This is a genomic window from Vibrio sp. YT-18, assembly GCF_033337345.1.
Taxonomy (GTDB): Bacteria; Pseudomonadota; Gammaproteobacteria; order Enterobacterales; family Vibrionaceae; genus Vibrio; species Vibrio alginolyticus.
Genome location: NZ_JAWOQO010000028.1, coordinates 1 through 22,493, shown reverse-complemented (window position 1 = coordinate 22,493; position 22,493 = coordinate 1). Strand labels below are relative to the sequence as shown.

Annotated in this window: 24 protein-coding genes; 18 read left to right on the top strand and 6 right to left on the bottom strand. The window is 44.6% G+C overall.

Annotation, left to right across the window (positions count from 1 at the left end):
• Nucleotides 1-282 precede the first annotated feature (282 nt).
• The gene (locus R7M72_RS22805) at nt 283-1,296 is read left to right on the top strand and encodes an acyltransferase (protein ID WP_017636080.1); all 1,014 of its coding nucleotides are present in this window, start codon (nt 283-285) and stop codon (nt 1,294-1,296) included.
• Here R7M72_RS22805 and R7M72_RS22800 read toward each other — a convergent pair.
• On the bottom strand, nt 1,293-1,622 hold the full coding sequence (locus R7M72_RS22800) for a DUF2500 domain-containing protein (protein WP_005389668.1): 330 nt from the start codon (nt 1,620-1,622) through the stop codon (nt 1,293-1,295). The two genes, R7M72_RS22805 and R7M72_RS22800, sit on opposite strands and share 4 nt — an antisense overlap.
• Nucleotides 1,623-1,949: 327 nt before the next feature.
• Between R7M72_RS22800 and R7M72_RS22795 the strand changes: the two genes are divergently transcribed.
• From R7M72_RS22795 to R7M72_RS22780, 4 genes are all read left to right on the top strand, one after another.
• Complete coding sequence (locus R7M72_RS22795; protein WP_005378717.1) at nt 1,950-2,318, top strand: hypothetical protein; 369 nt, start codon at nt 1,950-1,952, stop codon at nt 2,316-2,318.
• 1,081 nt (nt 2,319-3,399) lie between these two features.
• Nucleotides 3,400-4,020 carry a lysoplasmalogenase gene (locus R7M72_RS22790; protein ID WP_005389670.1) on the top strand — a complete coding sequence of 207 codons (621 nt, stop codon included), beginning with the start codon at nt 3,400-3,402 and terminating at the stop codon, nt 4,018-4,020.
• 69 nt (nt 4,021-4,089) lie between these two features.
• Nucleotides 4,090-4,311 carry a YecH family metal-binding protein gene (locus tag R7M72_RS22785; RefSeq protein ID WP_005378711.1) on the top strand — a complete coding sequence of 74 codons (222 nt, stop codon included), beginning with the start codon at nt 4,090-4,092 and terminating at the stop codon, nt 4,309-4,311.
• Between the two features lie 106 nt (nt 4,312-4,417).
• Entirely contained in the window at nt 4,418-5,002 is a 585-nt protein-coding gene (locus R7M72_RS22780; protein WP_005389671.1) for a YhgN family NAAT transporter, read from the top strand.
• A gap of 57 nt (nt 5,003-5,059) precedes the next feature.
• On the opposite strand, the gene R7M72_RS22775 is transcribed toward R7M72_RS22780, so the two are convergent.
• A complete protein-coding gene (locus R7M72_RS22775; protein ID WP_005378704.1) occupies nt 5,060-5,326 on the bottom strand; it encodes a DUF1145 domain-containing protein in 267 nt (88 codons plus the stop codon).
• Between the two features lie 25 nt (nt 5,327-5,351).
• Nucleotides 5,352-5,951 carry a 16S rRNA (guanine(966)-N(2))-methyltransferase RsmD gene (gene rsmD, locus R7M72_RS22770; protein WP_005378702.1) on the bottom strand — a complete coding sequence of 200 codons (600 nt, stop codon included), beginning with the start codon at nt 5,949-5,951 and terminating at the stop codon, nt 5,352-5,354.
• 230 nt (nt 5,952-6,181) lie between these two features.
• On the opposite strand from rsmD, the gene ftsY reads away from it, so the two are divergent.
• The 6 genes from ftsY to glpG all read left to right on the top strand — a co-directional run bounded on the left by ftsY (nt 6,182) and on the right by glpG (nt 11,747).
• Nucleotides 6,182-7,402 carry a signal recognition particle-docking protein FtsY gene (gene ftsY / locus R7M72_RS22765; RefSeq protein ID WP_064368850.1) on the top strand — a complete coding sequence of 407 codons (1,221 nt, stop codon included), beginning with the start codon at nt 6,182-6,184 and terminating at the stop codon, nt 7,400-7,402.
• Nucleotides 7,403-7,424: 22 nt separating this feature from the next.
• Nucleotides 7,425-8,099, top strand: a complete 675-nt coding sequence (ftsE, locus tag R7M72_RS22760; protein WP_005393800.1) for a cell division ATP-binding protein FtsE — start codon at nt 7,425-7,427, stop codon at nt 8,097-8,099.
• Nucleotides 8,089-9,057 (top strand): permease-like cell division protein FtsX, encoded by a 969-nt coding sequence (ftsX, locus tag R7M72_RS22755; protein WP_025768167.1) that lies wholly within the window; start codon nt 8,089-8,091, stop codon nt 9,055-9,057. Before ftsE ends, ftsX begins: the two co-directional genes overlap by 11 nt.
• A gap of 176 nt (nt 9,058-9,233) precedes the next feature.
• Nucleotides 9,234-10,091: an RNA polymerase sigma factor RpoH gene (gene rpoH / locus R7M72_RS22750; protein WP_005378693.1), complete on the top strand. Its 858-nt coding sequence runs from the start codon at nt 9,234-9,236 to the stop codon at nt 10,089-10,091.
• A gap of 493 nt (nt 10,092-10,584) precedes the next feature.
• The gene (glpE, locus tag R7M72_RS22745; protein WP_213907451.1) at nt 10,585-10,905 is read left to right on the top strand and encodes a thiosulfate sulfurtransferase GlpE; all 321 of its coding nucleotides are present in this window, start codon (nt 10,585-10,587) and stop codon (nt 10,903-10,905) included.
• Nucleotides 10,905-11,747: a rhomboid family intramembrane serine protease GlpG gene (glpG, locus tag R7M72_RS22740; protein ID WP_031781355.1), complete on the top strand. Its 843-nt coding sequence runs from the start codon at nt 10,905-10,907 to the stop codon at nt 11,745-11,747. Before glpE ends, glpG begins: the two co-directional genes overlap by 1 nt.
• Before the next feature lie 63 nt (nt 11,748-11,810).
• On the opposite strand, the gene R7M72_RS22735 is transcribed toward glpG, so the two are convergent.
• Nucleotides 11,811-12,221 (bottom strand): flagellar basal body-associated protein FliL, encoded by a 411-nt coding sequence (locus R7M72_RS22735; protein WP_005378687.1) that lies wholly within the window; start codon nt 12,219-12,221, stop codon nt 11,811-11,813.
• A gap of 161 nt (nt 12,222-12,382) precedes the next feature.
• Here R7M72_RS22735 and R7M72_RS22730 point away from each other — a divergent pair, with 161 nt between their 5' ends.
• Nucleotides 12,383-12,922 carry a chorismate lyase gene (locus R7M72_RS22730; RefSeq protein ID WP_005378686.1) on the top strand — a complete coding sequence of 180 codons (540 nt, stop codon included), beginning with the start codon at nt 12,383-12,385 and terminating at the stop codon, nt 12,920-12,922.
• The gene (gene ubiA, locus R7M72_RS22725) at nt 12,923-13,777 is read left to right on the top strand and encodes a 4-hydroxybenzoate octaprenyltransferase (RefSeq protein WP_005378684.1); all 855 of its coding nucleotides are present in this window, start codon (nt 12,923-12,925) and stop codon (nt 13,775-13,777) included.
• A 64-nt stretch (nt 13,778-13,841) separates the two neighbouring features.
• Here the strand turns inward: ubiA and plsB are convergent, their stop codons facing one another.
• Nucleotides 13,842-16,268: a glycerol-3-phosphate 1-O-acyltransferase PlsB gene (gene plsB, locus R7M72_RS22720; RefSeq protein WP_318056332.1), complete on the bottom strand. Its 2,427-nt coding sequence runs from the start codon at nt 16,266-16,268 to the stop codon at nt 13,842-13,844.
• 368 nt (nt 16,269-16,636) lie between these two features.
• On the opposite strand from plsB, the gene lexA reads away from it, so the two are divergent.
• The 3 genes from lexA (at nt 16,637) to dinF (ending at nt 19,651) form a co-directional block, all read left to right on the top strand.
• Nucleotides 16,637-17,257, top strand: a complete 621-nt coding sequence (gene lexA, locus R7M72_RS22715) for a transcriptional repressor LexA (RefSeq protein ID WP_005378682.1) — start codon at nt 16,637-16,639, stop codon at nt 17,255-17,257.
• Nucleotides 17,258-17,451: 194 nt separating this feature from the next.
• Nucleotides 17,452-18,246, top strand: a complete 795-nt coding sequence (locus R7M72_RS22710; RefSeq protein ID WP_005378679.1) for a class I SAM-dependent methyltransferase — start codon at nt 17,452-17,454, stop codon at nt 18,244-18,246.
• Between the two features lie 55 nt (nt 18,247-18,301).
• Nucleotides 18,302-19,651 carry an MATE family efflux transporter DinF gene (gene dinF, locus R7M72_RS22705; RefSeq protein ID WP_315956678.1) on the top strand — a complete coding sequence of 450 codons (1,350 nt, stop codon included), beginning with the start codon at nt 18,302-18,304 and terminating at the stop codon, nt 19,649-19,651.
• Nucleotides 19,652-19,708: 57 nt separating this feature from the next.
• Here dinF and sthA read toward each other — a convergent pair whose 3' ends face one another.
• A complete protein-coding gene (sthA, locus tag R7M72_RS22700; protein WP_206960053.1) occupies nt 19,709-21,139 on the bottom strand; it encodes a Si-specific NAD(P)(+) transhydrogenase in 1,431 nt (476 codons plus the stop codon).
• Nucleotides 21,140-21,402: 263 nt separating this feature from the next.
• Between sthA and fabR the strand changes: the two genes are divergently transcribed.
• Nucleotides 21,403-22,044 (top strand): HTH-type transcriptional repressor FabR, encoded by a 642-nt coding sequence (gene fabR / locus R7M72_RS22695; protein ID WP_005378632.1) that lies wholly within the window; start codon nt 21,403-21,405, stop codon nt 22,042-22,044.
• Nucleotides 22,044-22,409, top strand: coding sequence for a YijD family membrane protein (locus R7M72_RS22690; protein ID WP_005378634.1), 366 nt, complete (start codon nt 22,044-22,046; stop codon nt 22,407-22,409). Before fabR ends, R7M72_RS22690 begins: the two co-directional genes overlap by 1 nt.
• Nucleotides 22,410-22,493: the final 84 nt, after the last annotated feature.

The following is a 22,493-nucleotide window of genomic DNA, read 5'->3' as shown; positions in this document are numbered from 1 at the left end:
TATCCCCAGTATCGCTATCTGTAGATGGTATAAATGGCTCCAAATCGGAGCCATTTTTGTTTCTTATGCGCCGTTTGCTGTAATCAGATTGTGTCGGTTTGGCATCGAGAGTGAATACTGATGCTTGGTTTTTGGTTCTAGTTAAGTGATTAGAGTGGTGATGAAATCTCCGTTGTAGGTCATTGTTGAGTTAAAAATAAGCAAAAACAGATTGTTAACCATTTCACTGGTTGAGATTTACCCTATGCTATAAACGATAAGCGACTCAAAGTAGGGAAAGGTATGAGAGAAAGGGTTCTGTTTTTTGATTTATTGCGCTGCTTCGCAGCGGTAGCAGTGATCGCCATTCACGTCTTGGCACCGTATCGAAATGAGTTAGGAGTGATTCCATTTGACCAATGGCTGACAGCGGTAGGCGTGAATAGCGTAACCCGCTGGGCAGTGCCAGTTTTTATTTTGATCACCGGAGCGCTAATGCTCAGTGACACTCGACCATTTGACGGTAAGTATTATATCAAAAGGCGTTTGGGCAAAGTTTTAGTTCCATTTCTTATTTGGTCGATGTTTTATGCATACCTTTCAGGTTGGACTTCTCAAGGCTTTGACTTTGAAACCGTAAAAGAGGTATTAAGCAATAGCCCATTCCACGCAACGTATTACCATCTCGGCTTTTTCTATTACTTTATACCACTGTATTTTGTGATTCCGCTGTTTCAATGGATGGTACGCAACGTGGATGACAACGTCTTGTATACCTATCTCGCATTTTGGCTTTTCACCAGCACACTGTTCTTGTTCAAGATTGATGGCCCTTGGAGTAATCAGATGTGGCTTTATATGGGTTACCTTCCACTGGGGTATGTTTTATTTCAAAAGGTACCTTTGAATCGCTCTATGGTGACCCTATTTGTTGGGCTAGGACTCGTGGCGTTGGCAGTGACCTTTACGATGGTTGTGACAAATAGCTTAGAGGCGGAGAAGTATACGGTTGGGCGCTGGCTCTCTTATAAAACACTGAATGTGATTCTAGCAGCTTCGATGATTTTTATGATCGGGCGTTACTTTGGTGAAGGCTTATCACCAAAAGTACAAAAAGTGGTAAGTGTGATCAGTCAGCACAGCTTAGGGATTTACTTACTTCATCCTATTTTCTTATGGCCGATGAAAGAGTTCGGTTGGTACACAGGACATCCTGCGTGGGTGATTCCAGTCTGGATCGTTCTAAGTGGAGCTGGAGCCTTGGCGATGAGCTATCTCTTTTCTCGTTCTGCCAAGACTCGTTGGTTACTGCCTTAACGTTTGATAGCGAAGTGAAGGAACTTGTTGCCGCGATAGGTCAGTGTTCCCTTATCTCCAGGATTGAGTGCATGGTAGTAATGCACTCCAATTTGGAATTCACGCTTTGGACCGATAGAACCACGTTGAACGTAAATCCAATACTCTTGATCGTCTTGACCTGGTGGTGCGTTTGGTATGTCTATCGCTTGTTTATCTAAAACCGTTACCTGCGCGCTTTGCTCTGGAGCGTCTTCGCCCACATAGTGCTTACTATAAAAACGGAAAAACACCCAAGCGCCCAAGGCAATAAGGGCGAATAGGGCGACAATAAGTGAGATTGGCATATTAACCTCCAATGTTTTATCGGGTCCCATTCTACAGAACTCGCTGACGAAACGATGAGTTGAGGTAACTTATTCATAATCTAATGAAAGGGATATGGAGATTATTCGGCGCACTTCACGATTTATCTTAATGATGCGCGATGAAATCGTCGCTTCATCTGCAAGCGAAGTCACTAAAGCTGAACGAAGCGGCTTTCACTTGTTAGGCTATATGAGCTCAAGGGCACAAATTGAAAGTAAAATTGCACTTAACGGCTCGAAAAAGCTCTAAATTTATAGAAGAATAAAAATAATGAACATAGGAAGGGTCTGGTAAGGAGGGTTACGATGTCAGATATTGAAAAAGTAGTCATGCGTACCCGAACGATCGAAAAACTTTTGCGTACTCAGTACCATGCAGAAGGGAAAGGGTTGCACCAACTTATTAATAGTTGTGAAGAACGTTTACCGCATGACGTGATAGCAAAGCTTCGATTCATCGCGACAGTGCGTAATAAAGTGGTGCACGAAGACGATTACAAGCTGGATGATCGTAAAGGCTTTATGGCGGCATGTGATGCTTGTGAAAAAGAGCTGACACCAAGAAGCTCTCGCTTTATTTGGCGTACAGCAATTTTGCTAATGACGTTGATTACGCTGGCCGCTCTTGGTTTCTACTATATGCACTGGGATATTTTGTCTAAGCACATTCAGTAGAGCTATACAGATAAATAAAAAAGGACGCATTTGCGTCCTTTTTTATTTTAAATCATTGGGTTAGTACATCATTGGCAGTGTCATTAAACCCACAACCACTGCAATCATAACCAGCCCTTGTTTTTGAGAAGATGAAATCATAACACTACCCCTTAATCTTTGATGAACTCGATGAATTTAATATAGCACTGTTTTTGGGGTTTGATCAACATATGCTCGTTAATCTTTTCAAAAACCACACTTAACTTGTCTGGTTTTACATGATTCTGACTAATGAAACTATGTTTTTTGTGCTGTGTTTAAAGTGTTCACATTGTTTTATTTCTATCCTTTTTTGTTTTAAGTGTATGATTTTATAATGTTAAATGGTTTGTGATGTTGGCTTTGTAATTGTTTTTTGTTTCGAATGGTATGTTGGGTGTTTATTTTGTCTGTATTTCTCAAAAATTGAGAAAATTAAAAAATGTGCTATGAGATTGCATCGTCAAATCGAAAGCATGGAGTGAGATTTTCTTACCTTATGAGAAAATATGGGCTTCAAAAGTGTTTAGTGATTTTATGGTTTATGAAGTCCGCACTTTTATCTGTTATTGAAATTATGGTTTTATTTATCATTGACTTACTTTTCTTGTCTGATGTTTTTTTTACTGAATTAAGGTCGGTTTTCTTAGTTTTTACCCCTAGTCATCAGTGGTTTCTCCTCTCTTAGAGCGCTACTAAGACTATTTTCTATTTTGTGTCTGTTATTTATTCTTGTTGCCTGCATTACATACATCCTGGTGGTTTAATCGTCAGTTTGTGAAATGGCGGCTTACCTGGAGCACTTATCTGTTTTTCAGTTAAATAGTTTTAGAAAGCGTTGGTTATTGTGTCGTGTGATTTGATGGGTTCGGCTGATGAGCAAAGCTTGGCCCCAATGTTTAGTGGCATCATTCAGGCTCATCGGCTTTATTATTACGTAGGCTGAGGGTTACAAAATGTTTCGAATCGCTAGCGAGATCCAACTTTCGTAGATTGTGTCTTTACATCAAAACTGGTCTACCTAGACTAGCGGCGAGTTTAAGTAAAAGGTGTATACTGCATGTGGAGTTGGCTGGCGATAGGGCTATCAGGTGTGTATTCCGTGTTGGGAGCAAAGCAAGCTAACCCGACACAATCCCTCGTGTTTAAAATCTTTACTCTGCTACTTCTTCTTGTGTTGGTGTTAACTCAAGGTGCATCCGCAACATATACCTACTGGATTGCGGGTGGGCTTATTGTGTCTATGGTGGCAGATACGCTGCACTCGTTTAAAACTCGTAAGCTAATCTATTTTACGGCTTATCTGGTTGCCCAGGTATGCTACAGCAAGTCATTTTGGGTGCAGCTTAATGGTGAGATTGTCTGGTGGCTGTTGGCCCTGCTGCTTGCAGCGAGTATCGTGGCGTTCTTTTTGTTGCTACCTCAACTCGACTCTCTGGTATTCCCTGTTGTGATCATGGGGATGATGCTGGTTCAACTTGCTTGGGCAGCCGGTGAAGTTTGGTTACAAGTGCCGAGTTACGCCAATGCTATCGGCTTTAGCGGAACCTTAGTTCTCATCTATTCGGCGCTGGCATACGCGATACACGGTTATCGAAAACCGATGAAACACGCCTATTTGTGGGTGAGTGGCAGTTACTTTTTTGCTCATGCCCTCATTGTTGCCTCAATCATTTACTAATTTAAGTCAAAGCAGCTCTTGAGGATTTCAGTAAACTGAACGCATTGTTCTTAATAACTGGAGTCAATAATGAGTGAAATCCATGCTCACGAGCTGCTAAACCTACTTAGAGAAACACCAATGGATCGCGAAGCCCTCACACAGCACTTTGGTGCTAGCGTTCGCTTTCACACCTGTAAACTGAATGATCTAGACTTAGATGCATTACTAGCATTTTTGCTCAAGCGCGACAAAATTCGTGAGCTTGAAGGTAAGTTTGTGGTCAATATGGCGCGAGTTTGCAATCACTAAACGGCGGCTAAGATCGAGGGTGACTATGGTGTTTTCGCCCTCAGTCATATACTCATGTTGTCAGTTTGCTATACACTGGCCGCCATTTTTTAGGTGAGGCCAGAATATGGACATTCTTTCTGCAGCGACCATGCTGTTTCTAATCATGGACCCTCTCGGTAACTTGCCGATTGTGTTGTCTATTCTCAAACATATCGATCCCAAGCGTCGTCGTAAGGTATTGATTCGTGAACTACTGTTTGCCTTACTGATTTTGATGTTGTTTCTGTTTGCAGGACAAAGCATCTTAAGTTTTTTGCATGTCCAGCCAGAAACGCTCAGCATTTCAGGTGGCATTATTCTCTTCATTATTGCGATTAAGATGATTTTCCCGAGTGCTGGCAGCATCACTGGACTGGCAGCAGGCGAGGAGCCCTTTATTGTTCCGATGGCCATTCCTATGATCGCGGGCCCTTCAGTGATTGCAGCCTTGCTTTTACTGTCTTCGCAACATCCAGAGAAAATGTTGGAAATGTCAGCATCAGTCGTAATTGCGTGGGGCGCAACATTTTTTATACTGATGTTTTATGGCTTCTTTAATCGCTTGTTGGGTGAACGTGGCTTGAAGGCGGTAGAACGCTTAATGGGCTTGTTACTGGTGATGATCTCCACTCAAATGTTCTTGGATGGTGTAAAAAGTTACATTGGGTGACGAACGAAACGCAGAAAAAAAGCCGCTCACAAGAGCGGCTTTTTCGTATCTGAGCGATTACATCATGTGTTTACGACGAATATCGAGTAGGGCAAAAATACCAAAAATCAGGATTGAATATTTTTCCCAACTGCTCATTTTTATTTTGTCGCCAAATGCACCAATGAAGATGGCCATTTGTAAACCGTGCATGATGAACAAAAAAGCGGTCATGATGTATAGCGCAATCGCGGCATTGCCGGGAAAGGGCATAAAAATATTTAGGATTAATACTAACCAAACAAAGGCGATAGCCGCTTTGGCCAGCATAATTAGTGCTTTCATTTAAGTATCCTTTTAAATCGAGGCGTTATGCGGAGGTACGTTCGTACAGACGATAGCTCACTTGGCCTGCTGTTTTTTCTCGATGTAATTGCCAGTTTTCTGGTAAGTCGGCAATATTGAGTTCTTTTTCTGTTTCAATATAAATCATCGCATCTTCCGCGAGCCAGCCATTTTGTTCTAGCAGAGCCACGGTCTCATCCAATAGACCTTTGCGAAACGGTGGGTCAATAAACACCACATGGTGAGCAGAACCCGGTTGCTTCAAAAAACTCAGTGCGTCGGTATTTACCACTTGGATGTTGTTCGCGTTAAGAGAGGCAACATTCTTTTGTAACTGTTGGAAAGCTTGTGGGTTTAGCTCAACCATGGTCACTTGCTCTGCTTGGCGCGAAGCTGACTCAAATCCCAAGCCGCCAGAGCCAGCAAACAAGTCGAGACATTTTGCCTGTGGTACATCTTGAGCTAACCAGTTAAACAGCGTTTCTTTGACGCGATCTGTCGTGGGGCGTAAGCCTTCAGCATCGTGTACAGGAAGTTTTCTGCCTCTCCATAAGCCACTAATAATGCGAACAAAGCCCGTTGTTGGCTTTTTTTGTGATGAGTTTTGCTGGCGACGTCTTACCATAGATTTTTTGACCGCTAATAAAGTGATACTATATCTAATCGCCCAAGCAATGAGCTTGGAGCTTGGATACAGCCCAGAATATTCAAGATGACAGAGTGTAACACTAATAAGATTAGAATTACCTAATCGGAAAGTTTTCAGAACTTTGTCATTAGCCTTTTTTAGACAGATAATAATCTTGTCAAAAAAGAGTCATTAATAGATAAAAGAACAATCTAGGATAGCCCCAGATGACGGAAAAAAAGAAGCGCGGATTACTTTCGTGGCTAGGTTTTGGTGACGAAGAACAAAGCCCAAAACCAAAAACTGAAGAAACAGTAAAAGAAGAAGCAGTGGAAGCGCCTTCTGAAGAGCAGCAAACCGAAGCGGTTGCTGAGCAAGCGGAAGCAACGCCAGAACTTGAAGAAGAAGCGAAACAATCAGAGGCTGCCCCAGCAGAAGCAGAAGCAGAAGCAGAAGCAGAAGCAGAAGCAGAAGAGCCAGAAGTCGTATCGGCCGCGCCTCGTGTTCAAGAACAAGAAAAGCCAACAGAAAGCTTTTTTGCTCGTCTTAAACGCAGCCTAAGCCGAACAAAAGCAAATATTGGTGCTGGCTTCTTCGGTCTGTTCAGCGGTAAGAAAATCGATGAGGACTTATTTGAAGAGCTAGAAGAGCAACTGCTTATTGCTGATGTGGGCATGAATACCACAACAAAAATTATCAACAACCTGACAGAAAAAGCCACACGTGGCGATCTGAAAGACGGCGAAGCCCTTTATGGTTTGTTGAAAGAAGAAATGGCTGAGATTCTTTCTAAAGTCGAACAGCCACTAGAAATCGATAGCAACAAAACGCCTTACGTCATCTTGATGGTGGGTGTAAATGGCGTGGGTAAAACCACGACCATCGGTAAGCTAGCGAAGCAGTTCCAAACTCAAGGCAAAAAAGTGATGCTTGCAGCGGGCGATACTTTCCGTGCCGCAGCGGTTGAGCAGTTACAAGTGTGGGGTGAACGTAATAATGTTCCTGTGATTGCTCAACATACTGGCGCAGACAGTGCCTCTGTTATCTATGATGCGATTGAAGCGGCAAAAGCACGTGGTGTGGATGTGGTGATTGCTGATACAGCAGGTCGTCTACAGAACAAAGCGAACCTAATGGAAGAGCTGCGTAAGATTGTACGTGTGATGAAGAAAATTGATGACTCTGCACCACATGAGATCATGCTAACGCTTGATGCAGGTACAGGACAAAATGCCATTAGCCAAGCGAAACTTTTCAGTGATGTTGCCCCTCTAACCGGGATTACTTTGACTAAGCTGGATGGTACAGCCAAGGGCGGCGTAATTTTCGCTATCGCTGATCAGTTCGGTATTCCAATTCGTTACATTGGTGTGGGTGAAGGTATCGAAGACTTGCGTCCATTTGAAACTCAAGAGTTTATTGACGCACTGTTTAGTCGTGAAGAATAAAAAGAGTTAGAGGAAATCAACGGTGATCAAATTTCAGCAAGTAAGCAAAGCTTACCGAGGTGGTCGACAAGCACTGCAAAAAGTCGATTTTCACCTGAGGCGCGGTGAAATGGCGTTTTTAGGCGGACATTCCGGGGCTGGTAAAAGTACCTTGCTGAAATTGATCTGCGCGATAGAGCGACCAACCGATGGCAAAATCCATTTTAATGGTCACGACATCACGCGTATTCCAAGCAAAGACATCCCTTTTTTGCGCCGCAATATTGGGATTGTTTTTCAAGATCATCGCCTATTGATGGATCGCAGTGTGTACGACAATGTCGCTCTGCCAATGCGTATCGAATCGATTTCTGAAAACGAAATCAAACGCCGTGTTTCTGCGGCGTTAGATAAAACGGGCTTACTCGATAAAGCTCGTTGTCTACCTAGTCAACTTTCTGGTGGTGAGCAACAGCGCGTCGGTATTGCCCGTGCTGTGGTTAATCGACCAACGTTGCTGGTGGCTGATGAGCCTACGGGTAACCTTGACCCAGAATTATCCAACCGTGTGTTGCGTCTATTCGAAGAATTTAACCGTGCGGGCGTGACTATCCTACTTGCCACACACGATGTGGGGTTAGTAAACACTCGCCCACAGTATCGTCATTTTGAATTGAACCAAGGCTTCCTAAGTGAGGTAGAAGACTATGGCAGGTAACAAGCACTCCCAAAAGAAGGGGAAAGGCCGTAGTGCCAAGCGTGCGAATACCGATGGTTTTTTCTCTGTCCACGCAAAACAAGCTAAATCCTCTTTTAGCGCCTTATGGCAACGACCACTAGGCAACATTCTGACCCTAGCGGTCATCTCCATGGCACTTGCCATGCCAGCTTGTTTGTATCTATTGGGGAAAAACGTTGCGGGGGCAGCGGAAGATGTCGCTTCTCCTTCACAAGTTAGTGCTTACTTAGTTGAAGGCATGCCGGATGCGCGAGTGATGGTTCTCAAAGATCAAATTGAAACTTGGCCTTTGGTAAAAGAGGTAGAATATATTTCACCGCAACAAGGTCTATCTGATTTAAGCCAATATGCAGGGTTCGACCAAGCTATCAGTCTTTTAAGTGGCTATGCGCTACCTGGTGTGTTGGTGATTACGCCAGATTCGGAGCTAAAAAGTGATATTCAGTCATTAGCCAAAGACGTTCGAGAGCAACAAGATGTGACCGACGTGAGACTTGACGAAGACTGGCTGGCGCGTCTTGATGCCATCAAAACTCTCGCGAGTATTATTGTCATTACCCTGACAGTGCTGATGCTCGGTGCGGTATTTTTAATCGTTGGCAATACATTGCGATTTAATGTGTTGGCGAATAAAGAAGAGATTCAAACCATGAAACTGATCGGTGCGACGGACAGTTTCATTCTGCGCCCTTACTTGTACACAGGCATGTGGTTTGGCGTGTTAGGTGCCACTATTGCGTGGTTGGTAACGGCTTTAGTGACCATTGTCATGAATAGTGCGGTGGAAGACCTTGCTGCGTTGTACGATAGCCAGTTCCGCCTGATTGGTCTAAATTGGGATGAATCTTTGTTATTAATCATCATTGGGAGTCTTTTGGGATGTATTGCGGCGCGTTTTTCTGCGCAACGACATTTAAAAGAAATTGAACCAGTTTAAGTGATGGCGGTCTTATTACTTGGATTTCATTAGCACTAGCTAATTTTGAACCCTTGCTTAGACCAAATGTTTATGGATAATTGCTTCCCCTTCTTGAAACTTGTTCATTTTGAGTTCAAGATATCGAAGCTAAATTGCAATGTAATGCTCCAGATCAGAGATTGATGAGGAATTGAATGACAAAAGAAGCGTATCCGATGGCTCTAGTCACGCAAGATAGCCTTGATAGCTATATTCGCTCAGTAAACAGCTACCCAATGCTGACTGCAGACGAAGAGCGTGAGCTGGCAGAACGATTACACTATAAAGGTGAGATTGAGGCTGCAAAAGGTCTAATTCTTTCGCACCTACGATTCGTTGTTCACGTTGCTCGTGGTTACTCTGGCTACGGTTTGCCAATGGCGGATCTTGTGCAAGAGGGTAACATCGGTCTAATGAAAGCCGTTAAGCGTTTTAACCCAGAAGTAGGGGTTCGCTTGGTTTCTTTTGCTGTCCACTGGATCAAAGCAGAGATCCACGAATACGTGCTACGTAACTGGCGTATCGTGAAAATTGCGACCACTAAAGCGCAACGTAAATTGTTCTTCAACCTGCGTAAGTCGAAAAAGCGCTTGGGTTGGTTTAACAACGGTGAAGTGGAAACCGTTGCGCGCGAGTTAGGTGTTGAGCCTTCTGAAGTTCGCGAGATGGAATCACGCTTAGCGGCGGTGGATTCAACCTTTGATATGCCAACTGATGAAGACGACAGTTCAAACGCTTACACAGCGCCGATGCTATACCTAGAAGACAAATCGTCTGATGTGGCCGACAACATTGAAGCCGCCAACTGGGAAATGCACACCAACAATCGCTTGGGTCATGCATTAGCGAGTTTGGATGAGCGTAGTCAGCGCATCGTGCGTTCTCGTTGGTTAGATGATGAGAAAGCAACATTGCAAGACTTAGCTGATGAGTTCGGTGTTTCTGCCGAGCGTATTCGCCAGCTAGAAAAAAATGCAATGAAGAAACTAAAATTGGCCGTGGGTGAATTTTAATTTCCACTGCTAATTGAAAGTAAGATTTTCATAGAAAGCCGAGATCATGTGATCTCGGCTTTTTTATTGTCGATCGAAAATCGATAGCGTTTGCGATCTGGATTTTATGTGCTACCTGTGTATAACTCTGTGAAGTAATTATTTATCAACTGTTCGAAACCCGGACAAAATAAGGGATTCAAGCACTTTTCCATCTGGGGATAGTTATAGATATACACACAGTTAGATCAGGATCATCACTACATATTGTGGATCAAAAGATCCAAATACACTTTATCAACGCAATTCACAGCTTTATCCACAAATGGTTGGAATGTGTACACTTTTGAAAACCCTGATTATCCATGTGTCTAAGTTTGCCGTTGGATAGGTTACAATAGCGGCAGTATACCCAAGCAGCTTCAAATATGGATTTTATGCTGTACCACGGGCGCTGATTAGTACGTTAGGTTCGAGGTTGCTTGGGTATATTAATAAGACAATGAGAAAGTAAATGGATCAGTTTAAGCATATCGATGTACAAGGTGCGCAAGCGCTGCTCGAGCAGGGTGATGCGAAGCTTGTAGATATCCGTGACCCTCAATCGTTTGCCGTTGCGCATGCGGAGTCCGCGTATCATTTAACTAACGATACGATCGTTGCGTTTATGGATGAAGTGGAGTTCGAACAACCTATTCTAGTGATGTGTTACCACGGTATTAGTAGCCAAGGTGCGGCGCAATATTTGGTTAACCAAGGCTTTGAACAGGTGTACAGTGTAGATGGTGGCTTTGAAGCCTGGCATCGAGCAGAACTACCGATAGTGAGAAATTAATGAAGAGATTGGTAACGTTAAATAATCCACGTATGGCGCAAGCCTTTATTGATTATATGGCCTCTCGCCAAATTGACATCGAAATGATGCCAGAAGGGGATGGGCAATTTGCGCTGTGGTTGACTGATAGCCAGCATGAAATAGAAGCGGAAGCCGAACTTAAGCTGTTCCTTGCTAACCCGTCTGATTCAAAATACAGCGCCGCCTCGTGGGACGTTGCCGATACTCGTAAGAGTACATTTCATTATTCCAGCCCGAGTATCATAAGCATGGTCAAAGCGAAAGCTGGCCCCATGACTTTGCTGATCATGACAGTCTGTATCATCATCTACTTGTTACAAATGTTTGGCTTTGGCAATGGCGTGTTTAAGTTGTTGCACTTCCCGGCTTTTGAGGGGCAACAATGGCAAGTGTGGCGATGGCTAAGTCATGCGTTACTGCACTTTTCAGTAACTCACATCGTGTTTAACTTACTATGGTGGTGGCAGTTGGGGGGCGACATCGAACGTCGTCTCGGTTCCGGTAAGCTATTGCAACTCTTTGTGGTGTCGGCAGCGCTTTCAGGGGCAGGCCAGTTCTATGTTGAAGGGGCTAACTTCGGCGGCTTGTCTGGCGTGGTCTATGCACTGCTTGGTTATTTGTGGATACTGGGTTACCGCTTGCCACATTTAGGCCTTACGTTACCCAAGCCAATTATCGTCTTTATGTTGGTATGGTTAGTTCTTGGTTTTGTGCAGCCATTTATGGCGATTGCAAACACCGCTCACTTAGTTGGGCTACTGTCGGGGATGGCGATTGCGCTGTTTGATTCAGGCAAGATGAAATACCAACAGCAAGCCTAAAGCAGATGAAATGAAAAGACCGCTCAAGAGCGGTCTTTTTTTATGTTCAAAACGGATTTGGGTTTATTGATAAAGGTATTTTGTAAACAACAAATCGGCAATGATGGTTTTACCTGTTTCAGGCAAAAGCGTTTCGTTGAGGGTCGTCACTAAGGTTTTGCGCAGATCTTCTCGGCCAGACAGGGACTTAATCGTATCTTCTGTTTGCTTACCCAATAATTCAATCACTGCATCGCGAATCAAAGGTTGGTGATGCTCAACAACTGATAAATCTTGTTGACTCATTACCATGATGTCGATGCGCACTTGCACATAACCTAACTTTTTGCCTTTGGTGTAAAAGTTAGTAGTGAGGTCAGGCTCTAGGGTAAAGTATGCCAACTTAGGTCCAGCTTCTTCCGTTTCAGCCCAACTTGGTGCGGCGAATAGTATGGTTAACGCAAAAATAATTTGGGCTATATAACGTTTGTACATATTTCTAACTTTTCTTTCTCTGGATCGCGATATTCGAATCGCTTCAGTCTTGATACAATGGGCCGTCTATAACAAATAACGGAACTTACGGTTACATACATTACTATGGACGGTAAGTTGTTGCTTTATTGTACGCATAAAGCCTCCAATTGAATACTAGTATGAATCAGCCAACATCACTCTATCTTGCTTCTTTATTGGAAGTAGAGTGGCAAAACCCCGAAGAATTCGAATTTCCAAATGAATTTGCCAAGCATTGGCTTGAAGAGCAAGGGTCTTTGTCACGTCGTTTAAAACAGCACTGCCAAGCGTTAACGGTAGAATTGCTACAAAATCAGATCGTCACTGCAGCGACATTAAAACAGGACGAAAGCCAGTTATTGTCCGAACAAGATTGCTTACTGAGAGAGGTAATTTTGTGCGGTGACAATAATAACTGGGTTATTGGGCGGACATTGATTCCTCGTTCAACCTTAGTTGATCAGCAGTATGATTTGGCTCAACAAGGGGATATCCCATTAGGACTAACTGTGTTTAGCGCAGATAACGTTGAGCGGGACTCTTTGCAAATGGGATGGGTAGCCGTACCAGAAGGACGTTTGTTAGCGCGACGCTCAAGGTTGTGGATGAATCACAAACCGATGCTAGTCGCCGAGTTATTCTTATCTAATTCACCAGTTTACGCTAAGGAGACAGTGTAAATGTCCGCAGAAAAAGCCAAAGCATATTGGCAACTGATGCGCATGGATCGCCCGATCGGTTCACTGTTACTGATGTGGCCAACTATTTGGGCGCTAATTATCTCAGCCCAAGGGATGCCGAGTTGGGATGTATTTATCGTGTTTGTATTGGGTGTATTCCTAATGCGTAGTGCGGGGTGCGTGATTAATGATTTTGCAGATCGCAAAGTCGACGGCCATGTAAAGCGTACTAAGCAACGTCCACTGCCATCAGGGAAAGTGACAGCAAAAGAAGCGATTGGATTATTTTTGGTTTTGGGTATCAGCTCGTTTTTGTTAGTGCTGACCATGAACCCGCTGACGATTCAGCTATCCTTCGCTGGTATTGTGTTGGCGTTCATCTATCCATTTATGAAGCGTTACACTCATATTCCACAGCTATTTTTAGGCTTGGCTTTTAGCTGGGCGATTCCAATGGCTTGGGCTGCACAAACTGGGGAATTACCATTGATTGTTTGGTTTTTGTTCCTCATTAACGCTTTGTGGACCATTGCGTACGACACTCAATATGCGATGGTAGACCGAGATGATGATCTAAAGATTGGCATTAAATCGACGGCAATTCTGTTTGGTCGTCATGACAAGCTTATTATTGGTGTGTTGCAACTGATTACACTCGCGATGCTGGTTTGGTTAGGGCAGTTCTACCAATTGGGACAAAGTTACTACTGGACCCTTTTGATTGCAGCGTCGTTGTTTGTTTATCAGCAGCACTTAATTCGTCACCGTGAGCGTGAGTTGTGCTTTAAGGCTTTCCTTAACAACAATTATGTTGGCATGGTGATAGCGATAGGGTTACTGGTCGCATTTTGGTAAGCGAAGAAATAGAAAAAGGCATCCGATTGGATGCCTTTTTTCTTATTGGACGAAGGTAAAACGGTTACGACCGAAGTTGGTGAATACTCTCTTCTATCGTCAGTTTCACTTCTGGATAAAGCAGAGTGAACAGTAGCCGTGCAAATTGCTGCGTTTTCTTCGTGTCACAGTTACCATCGTTATCGAGGTATTTTTGCTGTTTGAGCGTATTGAACATCGCGGTAAACACACCTTTATCGAAGAATTCTGGCGCATTAATACCGTGCAAACGCCCTAGGCGTTGAGCAATATCTTGGCTCTTCTGCTCTAGGTCCGATTTACCCAGCTCAGGGTAAGCAACAAGCAAGTTCATCGCGATAGAGTAGCGTTGCAGCGTTTCAGTTATCGTACGACCTAGCAGAACCAAAGGCTGGTTGTTCGATTGATTGATCTCTAGCTTATCACCATCAAGACTAATCATTTTCTGATCGGCAAATTCATGCAGTGTTTTAACGACCAATTCATCTAACTCGTCTTCTTGGTAACTTAAGAACAGCTCTTTCTTCAAGAATGGGTAGATTTGCGCGACATTCGCTTGAATCTTGGCTACCGAAAGGTTGCGCTGACGAATGAGCATTTGGGCAATTAATGACGGCAGAGCGAACAAGTGAATGATGTTGTTGCGATAGTAAGTCATCAGGATCGATTGGCTACGGTCCAGCGAAATGATGTCACCCATGCTATCGGTTTCAATCACGAACTTATCAAGCGAAATTGCATGAGCGACCAACTCCTCAGAACTTTCGGTAGGGATAGTGGAGGTGCTTGAGTACGGATTATTTTTGAGTAGCTTTAAGTAACACTCGATCTGATTGATCAGCGAGTCACGAGAAAGTGCACGTTGACGAGAAGCAAGCAGTGCGGTTGCACACAAGGTCAACGCGTTTGCTGCCGCCGCATCGTTGATGTGCGTCATCATCTTATTAGCAAGGTCGTTGACCACAGGATTCATCCATTGTGGTTTGTTACCACCCATGCTGTCGATGTCTTTCGTCCACTCAGGAGCATGCTCGTTCAAGTATTGGTTGAGCTGAATTGGCTCACCGAAGTTCACATAGCCCAAACCAAAGTTACGCAGTTTACGCAGAGTACGCAGTACAAGCCCTGCGTTTTCTTTCTCTTTGCGTTTGCCACGCAGCTCTTTCGCGTAAGTGCCCACTTCCATTACGTGCTCGTAGCCGATGTAGACCGGCACTAGCGTTACTGGGCGGTTTAAACCACGTAGCATTGCTTGGATGGTCATAGCCAGCATACCCGTTTTCGCTTGCAGTAAGCGACCTGTACGTGAACGACCACCCTCACTGAAGTACTCGACTGAATAGCCTTTGGCAAACAGCTCTGCTAGATACTCACGGAAAATGGTTGAATATAGTTTGTTGCCTTTAAAACTACGACGAATAAAGAACGCCCCACCACGACGGAAAAGAGGACCGGCCGGGAAGAAGTTCAAGTTAATGCCTGCCGCAATGTGCGGAGGCACCATGCCTTCATGGTATAAAACATAAGACAACAGCAGGTAGTCCATGTGACTACGGTGACACGGAACGTACACAATTTCGTGGCCGTCTTGCGCTAAACGACGCACAGTCGAGGCGTTATTGATGTGCAAACCTTGGTATAGTTTTGTCCATAACCAACTCAGGATGCGGTCGCCGTTTTTCACCAGACTATAGGAGAAGTCGGCAGCAATTTCATCCATGATGTCGTGGGCTTCTTTACGTGCCTTATCAATCGAGATGTTTTTGCTCTTGGCTTCGTCAGCAATCGCCAGTTCAATAGCTGGAGATTTTAGTAAACGAGCAAACAACACTTGGCGTTGTGGCAAGTTTGGGCCTGAAGCAGCCAGTTTCTGGCGTGAGAAGTGGATACGCGCCACGCGAGCCAGTTTGTGCGCAATTGCGCTGTCGGTACCGTGAGAGTCTGCCATATAACGCAGAGATACCACGGGACTAAAGCGAACTAAGCAGTCGCGTCCCGCCGCCATTACTGCTTTGGCTTTTTGCGGACCATTCATCGGTTGAAGGTAAGGCTTTTGGTTCTCTTCTTTACCTGGCTTACGACCCCAAAGCACGGTTGCAGGGATCATTTGAACATCCAACTCACTATTCAGCTTGTGCAGTTCCAGTAAGTCAGTGAACAGAGAGACAGAATCGGTTGGGACATCATTATCGTTGTTCATCACAGTTGGACGCGCAGCGATAAAGACGAAACGGTTCAGCGTTTTGCCATTGATTTCCAGCGGGCTGAGCGGGTCGGGTAGACCAAGGCTCATGGCTTGTTTTTGCAGTGTCAGCAAATCCACGTTCGAGCGGAACGGCAGGGCATATACAATCGGTTTAGTTAGGTCGATGTTCAGATCTTCAATCGGGTTCGACGGGATTGCGGTGCCCTTTACCAGTACCGATAAAGGTAGTTTTAGTAATGAACGTGAAAATGATTGTCCAGAAGACATAAAGTTCACAGCCTCAATAGGTATTCAAACAGGCCTAACCTTATTTCAGTTTCCGCTTTGCATGTCTTCTCTATAAAAAGAGATGAGTACGGCAATAGAAATAAGCCTAGGCGATAAAATTTAAGCGCTGCAAGGATACCAGAAACTGGTCAAACCTTTTAATTTTATTGGCTGTAAATTAGTCGAACCCCTAAGTTATTGCTTTGACTTGATTAACTGAAAAGTCGGTGTTTTAAACGAATAAAGAATGAACTTAATTGGTAAGCTGAAAGCTCCCCACAAATAAATTAAAAAACAACCAATTGGGTTTTCATTTGAGCATTTACTGGATATACTCACAGTTAACTGTATAAAAAGACAGGTGAGACATGAAGCCGTTAACGCCACGCCAACAACAAGTCTTCGATTTGATTAAAAGTAAAATCGACGACACCGGAATGCCACCAACTCGTGCAGAGATTGCGCGTGAGCTTGGCTTCCGCTCTGCGAATGCCGCAGAGGAACACCTAAAAGCGCTTGCTCGTAAGCAAGCAATTGAAATTATTCCAGGCGCTTCTCGTGGGATTCGTATCCTGCTTGAAGACGCAGCCAATGATGAGCAGGGTTTGCCTTTGATTGGTCAAGTTGCAGCAGGTGAGCCAATTCTGGCTCAAGAGCACGTAGAGGCGCACTACCAAGTCGATCCTGCGATGTTCAAACCGCAAGCGGATTTCTTACTTCGTGTAAATGGCGAGAGTATGAAAGACATCGGGATTATGGATGGCGATTTGCTCGCGGTGCATAAAACCCAAGACGTGAGAGACGGTCAAGTTGTCGTTGCGCGTGTTGATGATGATGTGACTGTGAAGCGTTTGGAGCGCAAAGGTTCAACCATATTACTGCATGCTGAGAATGAAGAGTTTGCCCCAATCCAAGTGGACTTAACGTCTCAGCACCTTACGATTGAAGGCTTAGCCGTTGGTATTATTCGTAATACCGATTGGATGTAAGTGTATTTAAGCAGCCCAGTTGATCTGGGCTGTTTTGTCTTTTCTCTTCTTTTCTCTTTTTCTACTTCCTCCAAAAGCTTGCTCATCATCTTGACCTTGTTTGTTTTGGCCAATTTATAAGCTTGATAATGTAATTGATATTCATTATCATCTTTATTAATGTCTATGTTTTCTCTCTGGCGCAGGAAATGCCCATGTCTCAGTCTAAACATCAAGTTCCTAACCATCTATTGAAGCCACTGTTATTGCGTAGCCGTGAAAGCATGGTCGACAATGGCTTGGTGTACGATCCGATAGCTGCTAAAGCGTGTTTGAGCTGTAAGATGGCGCCGGATTGTTTGAGTGGTGATATTGCGCAGAAGCAATTGCTGCACGTGACGCTGACTCAGCTTTGTGACCAGCAGGTTAGTCACTTCTTACAGCAGTATCCCGATGCTTGGATAATCAATGTCGGAGCGGGGCTGGATACCCGCTTTTATCGTTTGGATAATGGACGCTGCCATTGGATAGAGCTGGATGTGACGGAAAATTTGGTATGGCGTCAGCGCTTGTTCCACAAAAATGAACGCTATGAACATCGCTGTGGCAGTGTGGATGAAATGTCGTGGCTAGAGACGTTAGCCATTCCAGAGCAAGCACCAGTACTCATTTTATGTGAAATGGCACTGCTCGATTGCACAGAGCGCCAAGTCGCGAAATTTATTCAAACCTTGGGTCGACATTTTGTTTCTGCTGAACTGTGTATGGTGCTGGCAGGAGATTTAACGGAAACCAAGTGGGGGCAAAAGCTTGGCTCTGATCGTTATGCTCATGGCTTTGAAGCGCCTGCAGCACAGATATTGCAATGGTTACCATGGGCACAATGGGTGAAAGCTTTCTCGCCATTCGATAGATTCTGTTCTCGTTGGAAAGCTTGGCAGCGTTGGCTTAATAAGATTCCAATGTTGAAGCATCGCCTCACGCCAGTCCTCGTTCACATCAAGTGGTAATTGGCTAGTCGTTAAGCGCTCAGGTACACTCGTCGATCTTACTGATGAGGTGCCTGTGACAAATTCAATCTTCTCTCCTTTATCTAACCCAAAAGTTCATCGCCAAGTTTTAGCTTTAGCGATACCTATGGTGCTGTCGAATATTACTGTTCCATTGCTCGGTTTGGTCGATGCTGCGGTGATTGGTCATCTAGACCACGCTTGGTATTTGGGTGGTGTTGCGTTGGGCAGCACCATGATCAGCGTGACGTTTTGGCTGCTTGGTTTTTTGCGTATGTCGACTACTGGGTTGGCGGCGCAGTCCTATGGCGGTGAAGACCGAAAGCAACTTGCCTTGGTGTTTATGCAAGGCTCACTTATGGCGCTGCTGTTTGCGTTAGTCTTCCTTATTGCCCATACCCCGATAGCTGATTTGATCTTTGGCTGGAGTGACGCCAGCGCAGAGGTAAAACGCTACGGTATGCAATATTTCTCTATCCGTGTGTGGAGTGCCCCCGCTGCACTAATGAACTTTGTGTTGTTGGGATGGTTGCTCGGAACGCAAAATTCCAAAGCACCAATGTGGATGGTGATCATCACTAACGTGACGAATATTGTCCTCGATTTGTTGTTTGTTATCGGTTTGGAGTGGAAAGTAGAAGGCGCTGCGCTGGCATCGGTGATTGCTGACTACTCAGGTATGGGTTTTGGTCTCATGTGTGTCTGGAAAACCTGGCGAGAGAGGCAATTACCATCACCTCAAAAGTTGCTAGCCAGCACTCAACACGGTTTAGGGCGATTCGTGAAATTGAATCGTGATATTTTCTTACGCTCTTTGTGTCTGCAAGCGGCCTTTAGCTTTATGACGTTCCAAGGTGCGAGCTTTGGTGATGAGGTTGTCGCTGCAAATGCGGTTCTGATGAGCTTCCTGATGATTATCTCGTATGGCATGGATGGCTTTGCTTACGCAATGGAGGCCATGGTCGGGAAGGCGATTGGTGCCAAAGATAGGCAACAATTGAGTGCATCGCTTGTCGGCACTTTCTTTTGGAGTTTGGTTATTTGCTTAGGACTGACCGCGCTCTTTGGTTTGGCGGGATCGCAGTTGATCGCCATGATCACTTCAATTGAGGTGGTACAACAGCAAGCAGCGGTGTATCTACCTTGGCTGGTGGTGATGCCACTTGCGTCGATGTGGTGCTTTCTATTGGATGGCATTTTTGTCGGTGCAACCAAAGGCAAAGACATGCGCAATAGTATGTTTGTCGCGACCAGCAGTTTCTTCGTTGTCTTTTACTTATTCGCCGAGTGGGAAAATCACGCGCTGTGGTTTGCAATGACGAGCTTTATGTTGATGCGGGGTATTGGTTTAGGGGTTATCTTTCTCTATCAATGGCACAAGGATACCTTCCTCGCACAATGTTGATATAAAAACAGCAGGTCCAAGCCTGCTGTTTTTCTGTCTGCTATCAAGAAGCATAGATTAGAACAAGCGGTTCAAACCATTCAACGCAGCGACACGATACGCTTCGGCCATTGTTGGATAGTTGAAGGTGGTATTGACGAAATACTCGATGGTATTCGCTGAGCCTTTTTGCTCCATAATGGCTTGACCGATGTGGATAATTTCCGCGGCACGTTCGCCAAAACAGTGAATCCCTAAAATTTCTTTGGTTTCACGATGGAACAATATCTTCAAGCTACCGATGTCTTTTCCTGCGATCTGTGCACGAGCTAGATGCTTGAACGAAGAGCGTCCTACTTCATACGGTACTTTCGCAGCTGTTAGCTCTTGCTCGGTTTTACCCACAGAGCTAATCTCTGGGATGGTGTAGATACCTGTTGGAATGTCATCAATCAGATAGTTTTCTGCCTGACCTCTCGTAATGGCTTGTGCGACAAATCGCCCTTGGTCATAAGCGGCGCTTGCAAGGCTAGGGTAACCGATGACATCGCCTACAGCGTAAATGTGCTCAATATCGGTTTGGTAGTTACGGTTTACTTTTAGTTGTCCGCGAGAGTCCGCTTCCAGACCCACTGCACCCAAATTCAACTTATCGGTGTTACCTGTTCGACCATTCGCATACAACAAGCAGTCTGCCTTCATCTTCTTGCCAGATTGTAGGTGAATAATCACGCCATCTTCTGTGCCTTCGATTTTTTCATAGGTCTCATCATTACGAATTACTACACCGCTGTTCCAGAAGTGGTAAGACAGCGCATCTGACACTTCATTATCCAAAAACTCCAACAAGCGGTCTCGGGTATTGATAAGGTCGGTTTTCACTCCAAGGCCGCGGAAGATAGAAGCGTATTCACAACCGATAACGCCCGCACCGTAAATGATGATATGGCGAGGGTCGTGTTTCAGGCTCAAAATGGAATCACTGTCGTAGATACGCTCATGCAAGAAATCTACGTCGTTAGGCTGATACGGACGAGAACCCGTCGCGATGACAAACTTATCTGCAGAATAGATTTCTTCTGTACCGTCGCTTTGCATCACTGCAATTGAGTAGTTATCGATAAATCGCGCGGTTCCGAACAAAAGTGTGCATGAGTTACGGTCATAAAAGCCCTGACGAAGTCGAGTTTGCTTATCAATGACCGATTTAGCATGACCTAAAATGTCAGAAAATGTTGCATGAACGCTGGTGTTGTTTCGACAAAATAGCGGGTTGCTATTAAATTCGATGATGCGGCTAACGGCATGACGCAGTGCTTTAGATGGAATAGTTCCCCAGTGAGTACAACCGCCGCCGACACTGCTTTCTTTCTCGACAATGGCAACATTCAGTCCCGCTTTGGTTAATCCCATTGCAGCCCCTTCTCCGCCAGGGCCACTACCGATTACGATCACGTCATAGTGATTAACATGCGCCATGATGCCTTCCTTGTTATATTTGCTTAACATTGCTTTAGCGCGATTTTAACTCATTTACTCTATTGGTACACGTAATGCCTGTTAGAGAGTGGAAGTGATCACGCAGAATCGACCAAAAGGGTGATTTGGTATGTTGTATGTCTATAAATTGCATCGAGAACATTGCAATTAGATGCATGCCAATAGTAACGTTCTCGGCGCTCAGAGCGAGCGAAGCAACATATCTTTCTCCGTAGGAGCAAATTGCGTTATATTGAGGCTCTTGTACCCTACAGAAAAAGAGCAAGTTAAGAATGAAATCGATGGGAATCCGCGCACAGCAAAAAGAGAAGACACGTCGATCATTGATCGATGCGGCATTTAGTCAATTAAGTGCGGATCGCAGCTTTTCCAGCCTTAGCTTGCGAGAAGTCGCCCGAGAGGCAGGGATTGCACCGACTTCTTTTTACCGTCACTTCAAAGATATGGATGAGCTAGGCTTAACCATGGTTGATGAAGGCGGTTTGCTACTACGTCAACTGATGCGTCAGGCGCGTCAACGTATTGTGAAAGAAGGTAGCGTAATTCGTACCTCGGTCGAAACCTTTATGGAATTCATTGAAAGTAGTCCGAACGTTTTTCGTTTGTTGTTGCGTGAGCGCTCCGGCACTTCTGCTGAATTTCGTACCGCTGTTGCTCGAGAAATCCAGCATTTTGCGGCAGAATTAACCGAGTATTTAATGAGCACCGGCGTGACCAGAGAAGAGGCGTATACTCAAGCAGAAGCGTCTGTGACTTTGGTTTTCAGTTCGGGAGCTGAAGCTTTAGATTTAGATCGACGTGAGCGCGATGAACTCGCCGAGCGATTGATCATGCAATTGCGAATGATAGCCAAAGGGGCCTATTGGTATCGCAAAGAACGTGAACGTAACCGATTAAAAGGCGGGATAGAATAATGTCGAATGGAAATAAATCTGAAAAGAAAACGCTGATTTTGGCACTGGTTGCAGGTATGTGTGGTGATGCTTTGTTGTCATGGTTGACCATGAGTGAAGTGTCTTTTTCAATCTTCCCATTGATTGCACTCGTACTGGCTGTACAAGCTCTTTACCAAGAGTACCTAAATAATCCGGTATCAGAAGATATCCCATTAGTTGGCTTGGCGTGTTTCTTCGTAGGTGCGTTTGGTCACTCTGCGTTTATTAAAGCGCAATACCCAGAAGCAGGCTCAAACTTCTTCGCGATCATGGTTTCAATGATCTTACTCGCATGGATTGGTAAGAAGCTAGGTTTTGTCAGCAAGAAGACTTCTGCGGAATAAGCAAACGAATCTGACCCGTCCTGATATGGGTTGACACTTTTTAACTAAAACGCTCGATGTACTTCATCGGGCGTTTTGTATTTT

What these genes read in the sequence shown, in the direction of transcription:
- R7M72_RS22805 (WP_017636080.1), top strand. Translation starts at nt 283, where the DNA reads ATGAGAGAAAGGGTTCTGTTTTTTGATTTATTGCGCTGCTTCGCAGCG.
- R7M72_RS22800 (WP_005389668.1), bottom strand. Translation starts at nt 1,622, where the DNA reads ATGCCAATCTCACTTATTGTCGCCCTATTCGCCCTTATTGCCTTGGGC.
- R7M72_RS22795 (WP_005378717.1), top strand. Translation starts at nt 1,950, where the DNA reads ATGTCAGATATTGAAAAAGTAGTCATGCGTACCCGAACGATCGAAAAA.
- R7M72_RS22790 (WP_005389670.1), top strand. Translation starts at nt 3,400, where the DNA reads ATGTGGAGTTGGCTGGCGATAGGGCTATCAGGTGTGTATTCCGTGTTG.
- R7M72_RS22785 (WP_005378711.1), top strand. Translation starts at nt 4,090, where the DNA reads ATGAGTGAAATCCATGCTCACGAGCTGCTAAACCTACTTAGAGAAACA.
- R7M72_RS22780 (WP_005389671.1), top strand. Translation starts at nt 4,418, where the DNA reads ATGGACATTCTTTCTGCAGCGACCATGCTGTTTCTAATCATGGACCCT.
- R7M72_RS22775 (WP_005378704.1), bottom strand. Translation starts at nt 5,326, where the DNA reads ATGAAAGCACTAATTATGCTGGCCAAAGCGGCTATCGCCTTTGTTTGG.
- rsmD (WP_005378702.1), bottom strand. Translation starts at nt 5,951, where the DNA reads ATGGTAAGACGTCGCCAGCAAAACTCATCACAAAAAAAGCCAACAACG.
- ftsY (WP_064368850.1), top strand. Translation starts at nt 6,182, where the DNA reads ATGACGGAAAAAAAGAAGCGCGGATTACTTTCGTGGCTAGGTTTTGGT.
- ftsX (WP_025768167.1), top strand. Translation starts at nt 8,089, where the DNA reads ATGGCAGGTAACAAGCACTCCCAAAAGAAGGGGAAAGGCCGTAGTGCC.
- rpoH (WP_005378693.1), top strand. Translation starts at nt 9,234, where the DNA reads ATGACAAAAGAAGCGTATCCGATGGCTCTAGTCACGCAAGATAGCCTT.
- glpE (WP_213907451.1), top strand. Translation starts at nt 10,585, where the DNA reads ATGGATCAGTTTAAGCATATCGATGTACAAGGTGCGCAAGCGCTGCTC.
- glpG (WP_031781355.1), top strand. Translation starts at nt 10,905, where the DNA reads ATGAAGAGATTGGTAACGTTAAATAATCCACGTATGGCGCAAGCCTTT.
- R7M72_RS22735 (WP_005378687.1), bottom strand. Translation starts at nt 12,221, where the DNA reads ATGTACAAACGTTATATAGCCCAAATTATTTTTGCGTTAACCATACTA.
- R7M72_RS22730 (WP_005378686.1), top strand. Translation starts at nt 12,383, where the DNA reads ATGAATCAGCCAACATCACTCTATCTTGCTTCTTTATTGGAAGTAGAG.
- ubiA (WP_005378684.1), top strand. Translation starts at nt 12,923, where the DNA reads ATGTCCGCAGAAAAAGCCAAAGCATATTGGCAACTGATGCGCATGGAT.
- plsB (WP_318056332.1), bottom strand. Translation starts at nt 16,268, where the DNA reads ATGTCTTCTGGACAATCATTTTCACGTTCATTACTAAAACTACCTTTA.
- lexA (WP_005378682.1), top strand. Translation starts at nt 16,637, where the DNA reads ATGAAGCCGTTAACGCCACGCCAACAACAAGTCTTCGATTTGATTAAA.
- R7M72_RS22710 (WP_005378679.1), top strand. Translation starts at nt 17,452, where the DNA reads ATGTCTCAGTCTAAACATCAAGTTCCTAACCATCTATTGAAGCCACTG.
- sthA (WP_206960053.1), bottom strand. Translation starts at nt 21,139, where the DNA reads ATGTTAAGCAAATATAACAAGGAAGGCATCATGGCGCATGTTAATCAC.
- fabR (WP_005378632.1), top strand. Translation starts at nt 21,403, where the DNA reads ATGAAATCGATGGGAATCCGCGCACAGCAAAAAGAGAAGACACGTCGA.
- R7M72_RS22690 (WP_005378634.1), top strand. Translation starts at nt 22,044, where the DNA reads ATGTCGAATGGAAATAAATCTGAAAAGAAAACGCTGATTTTGGCACTG.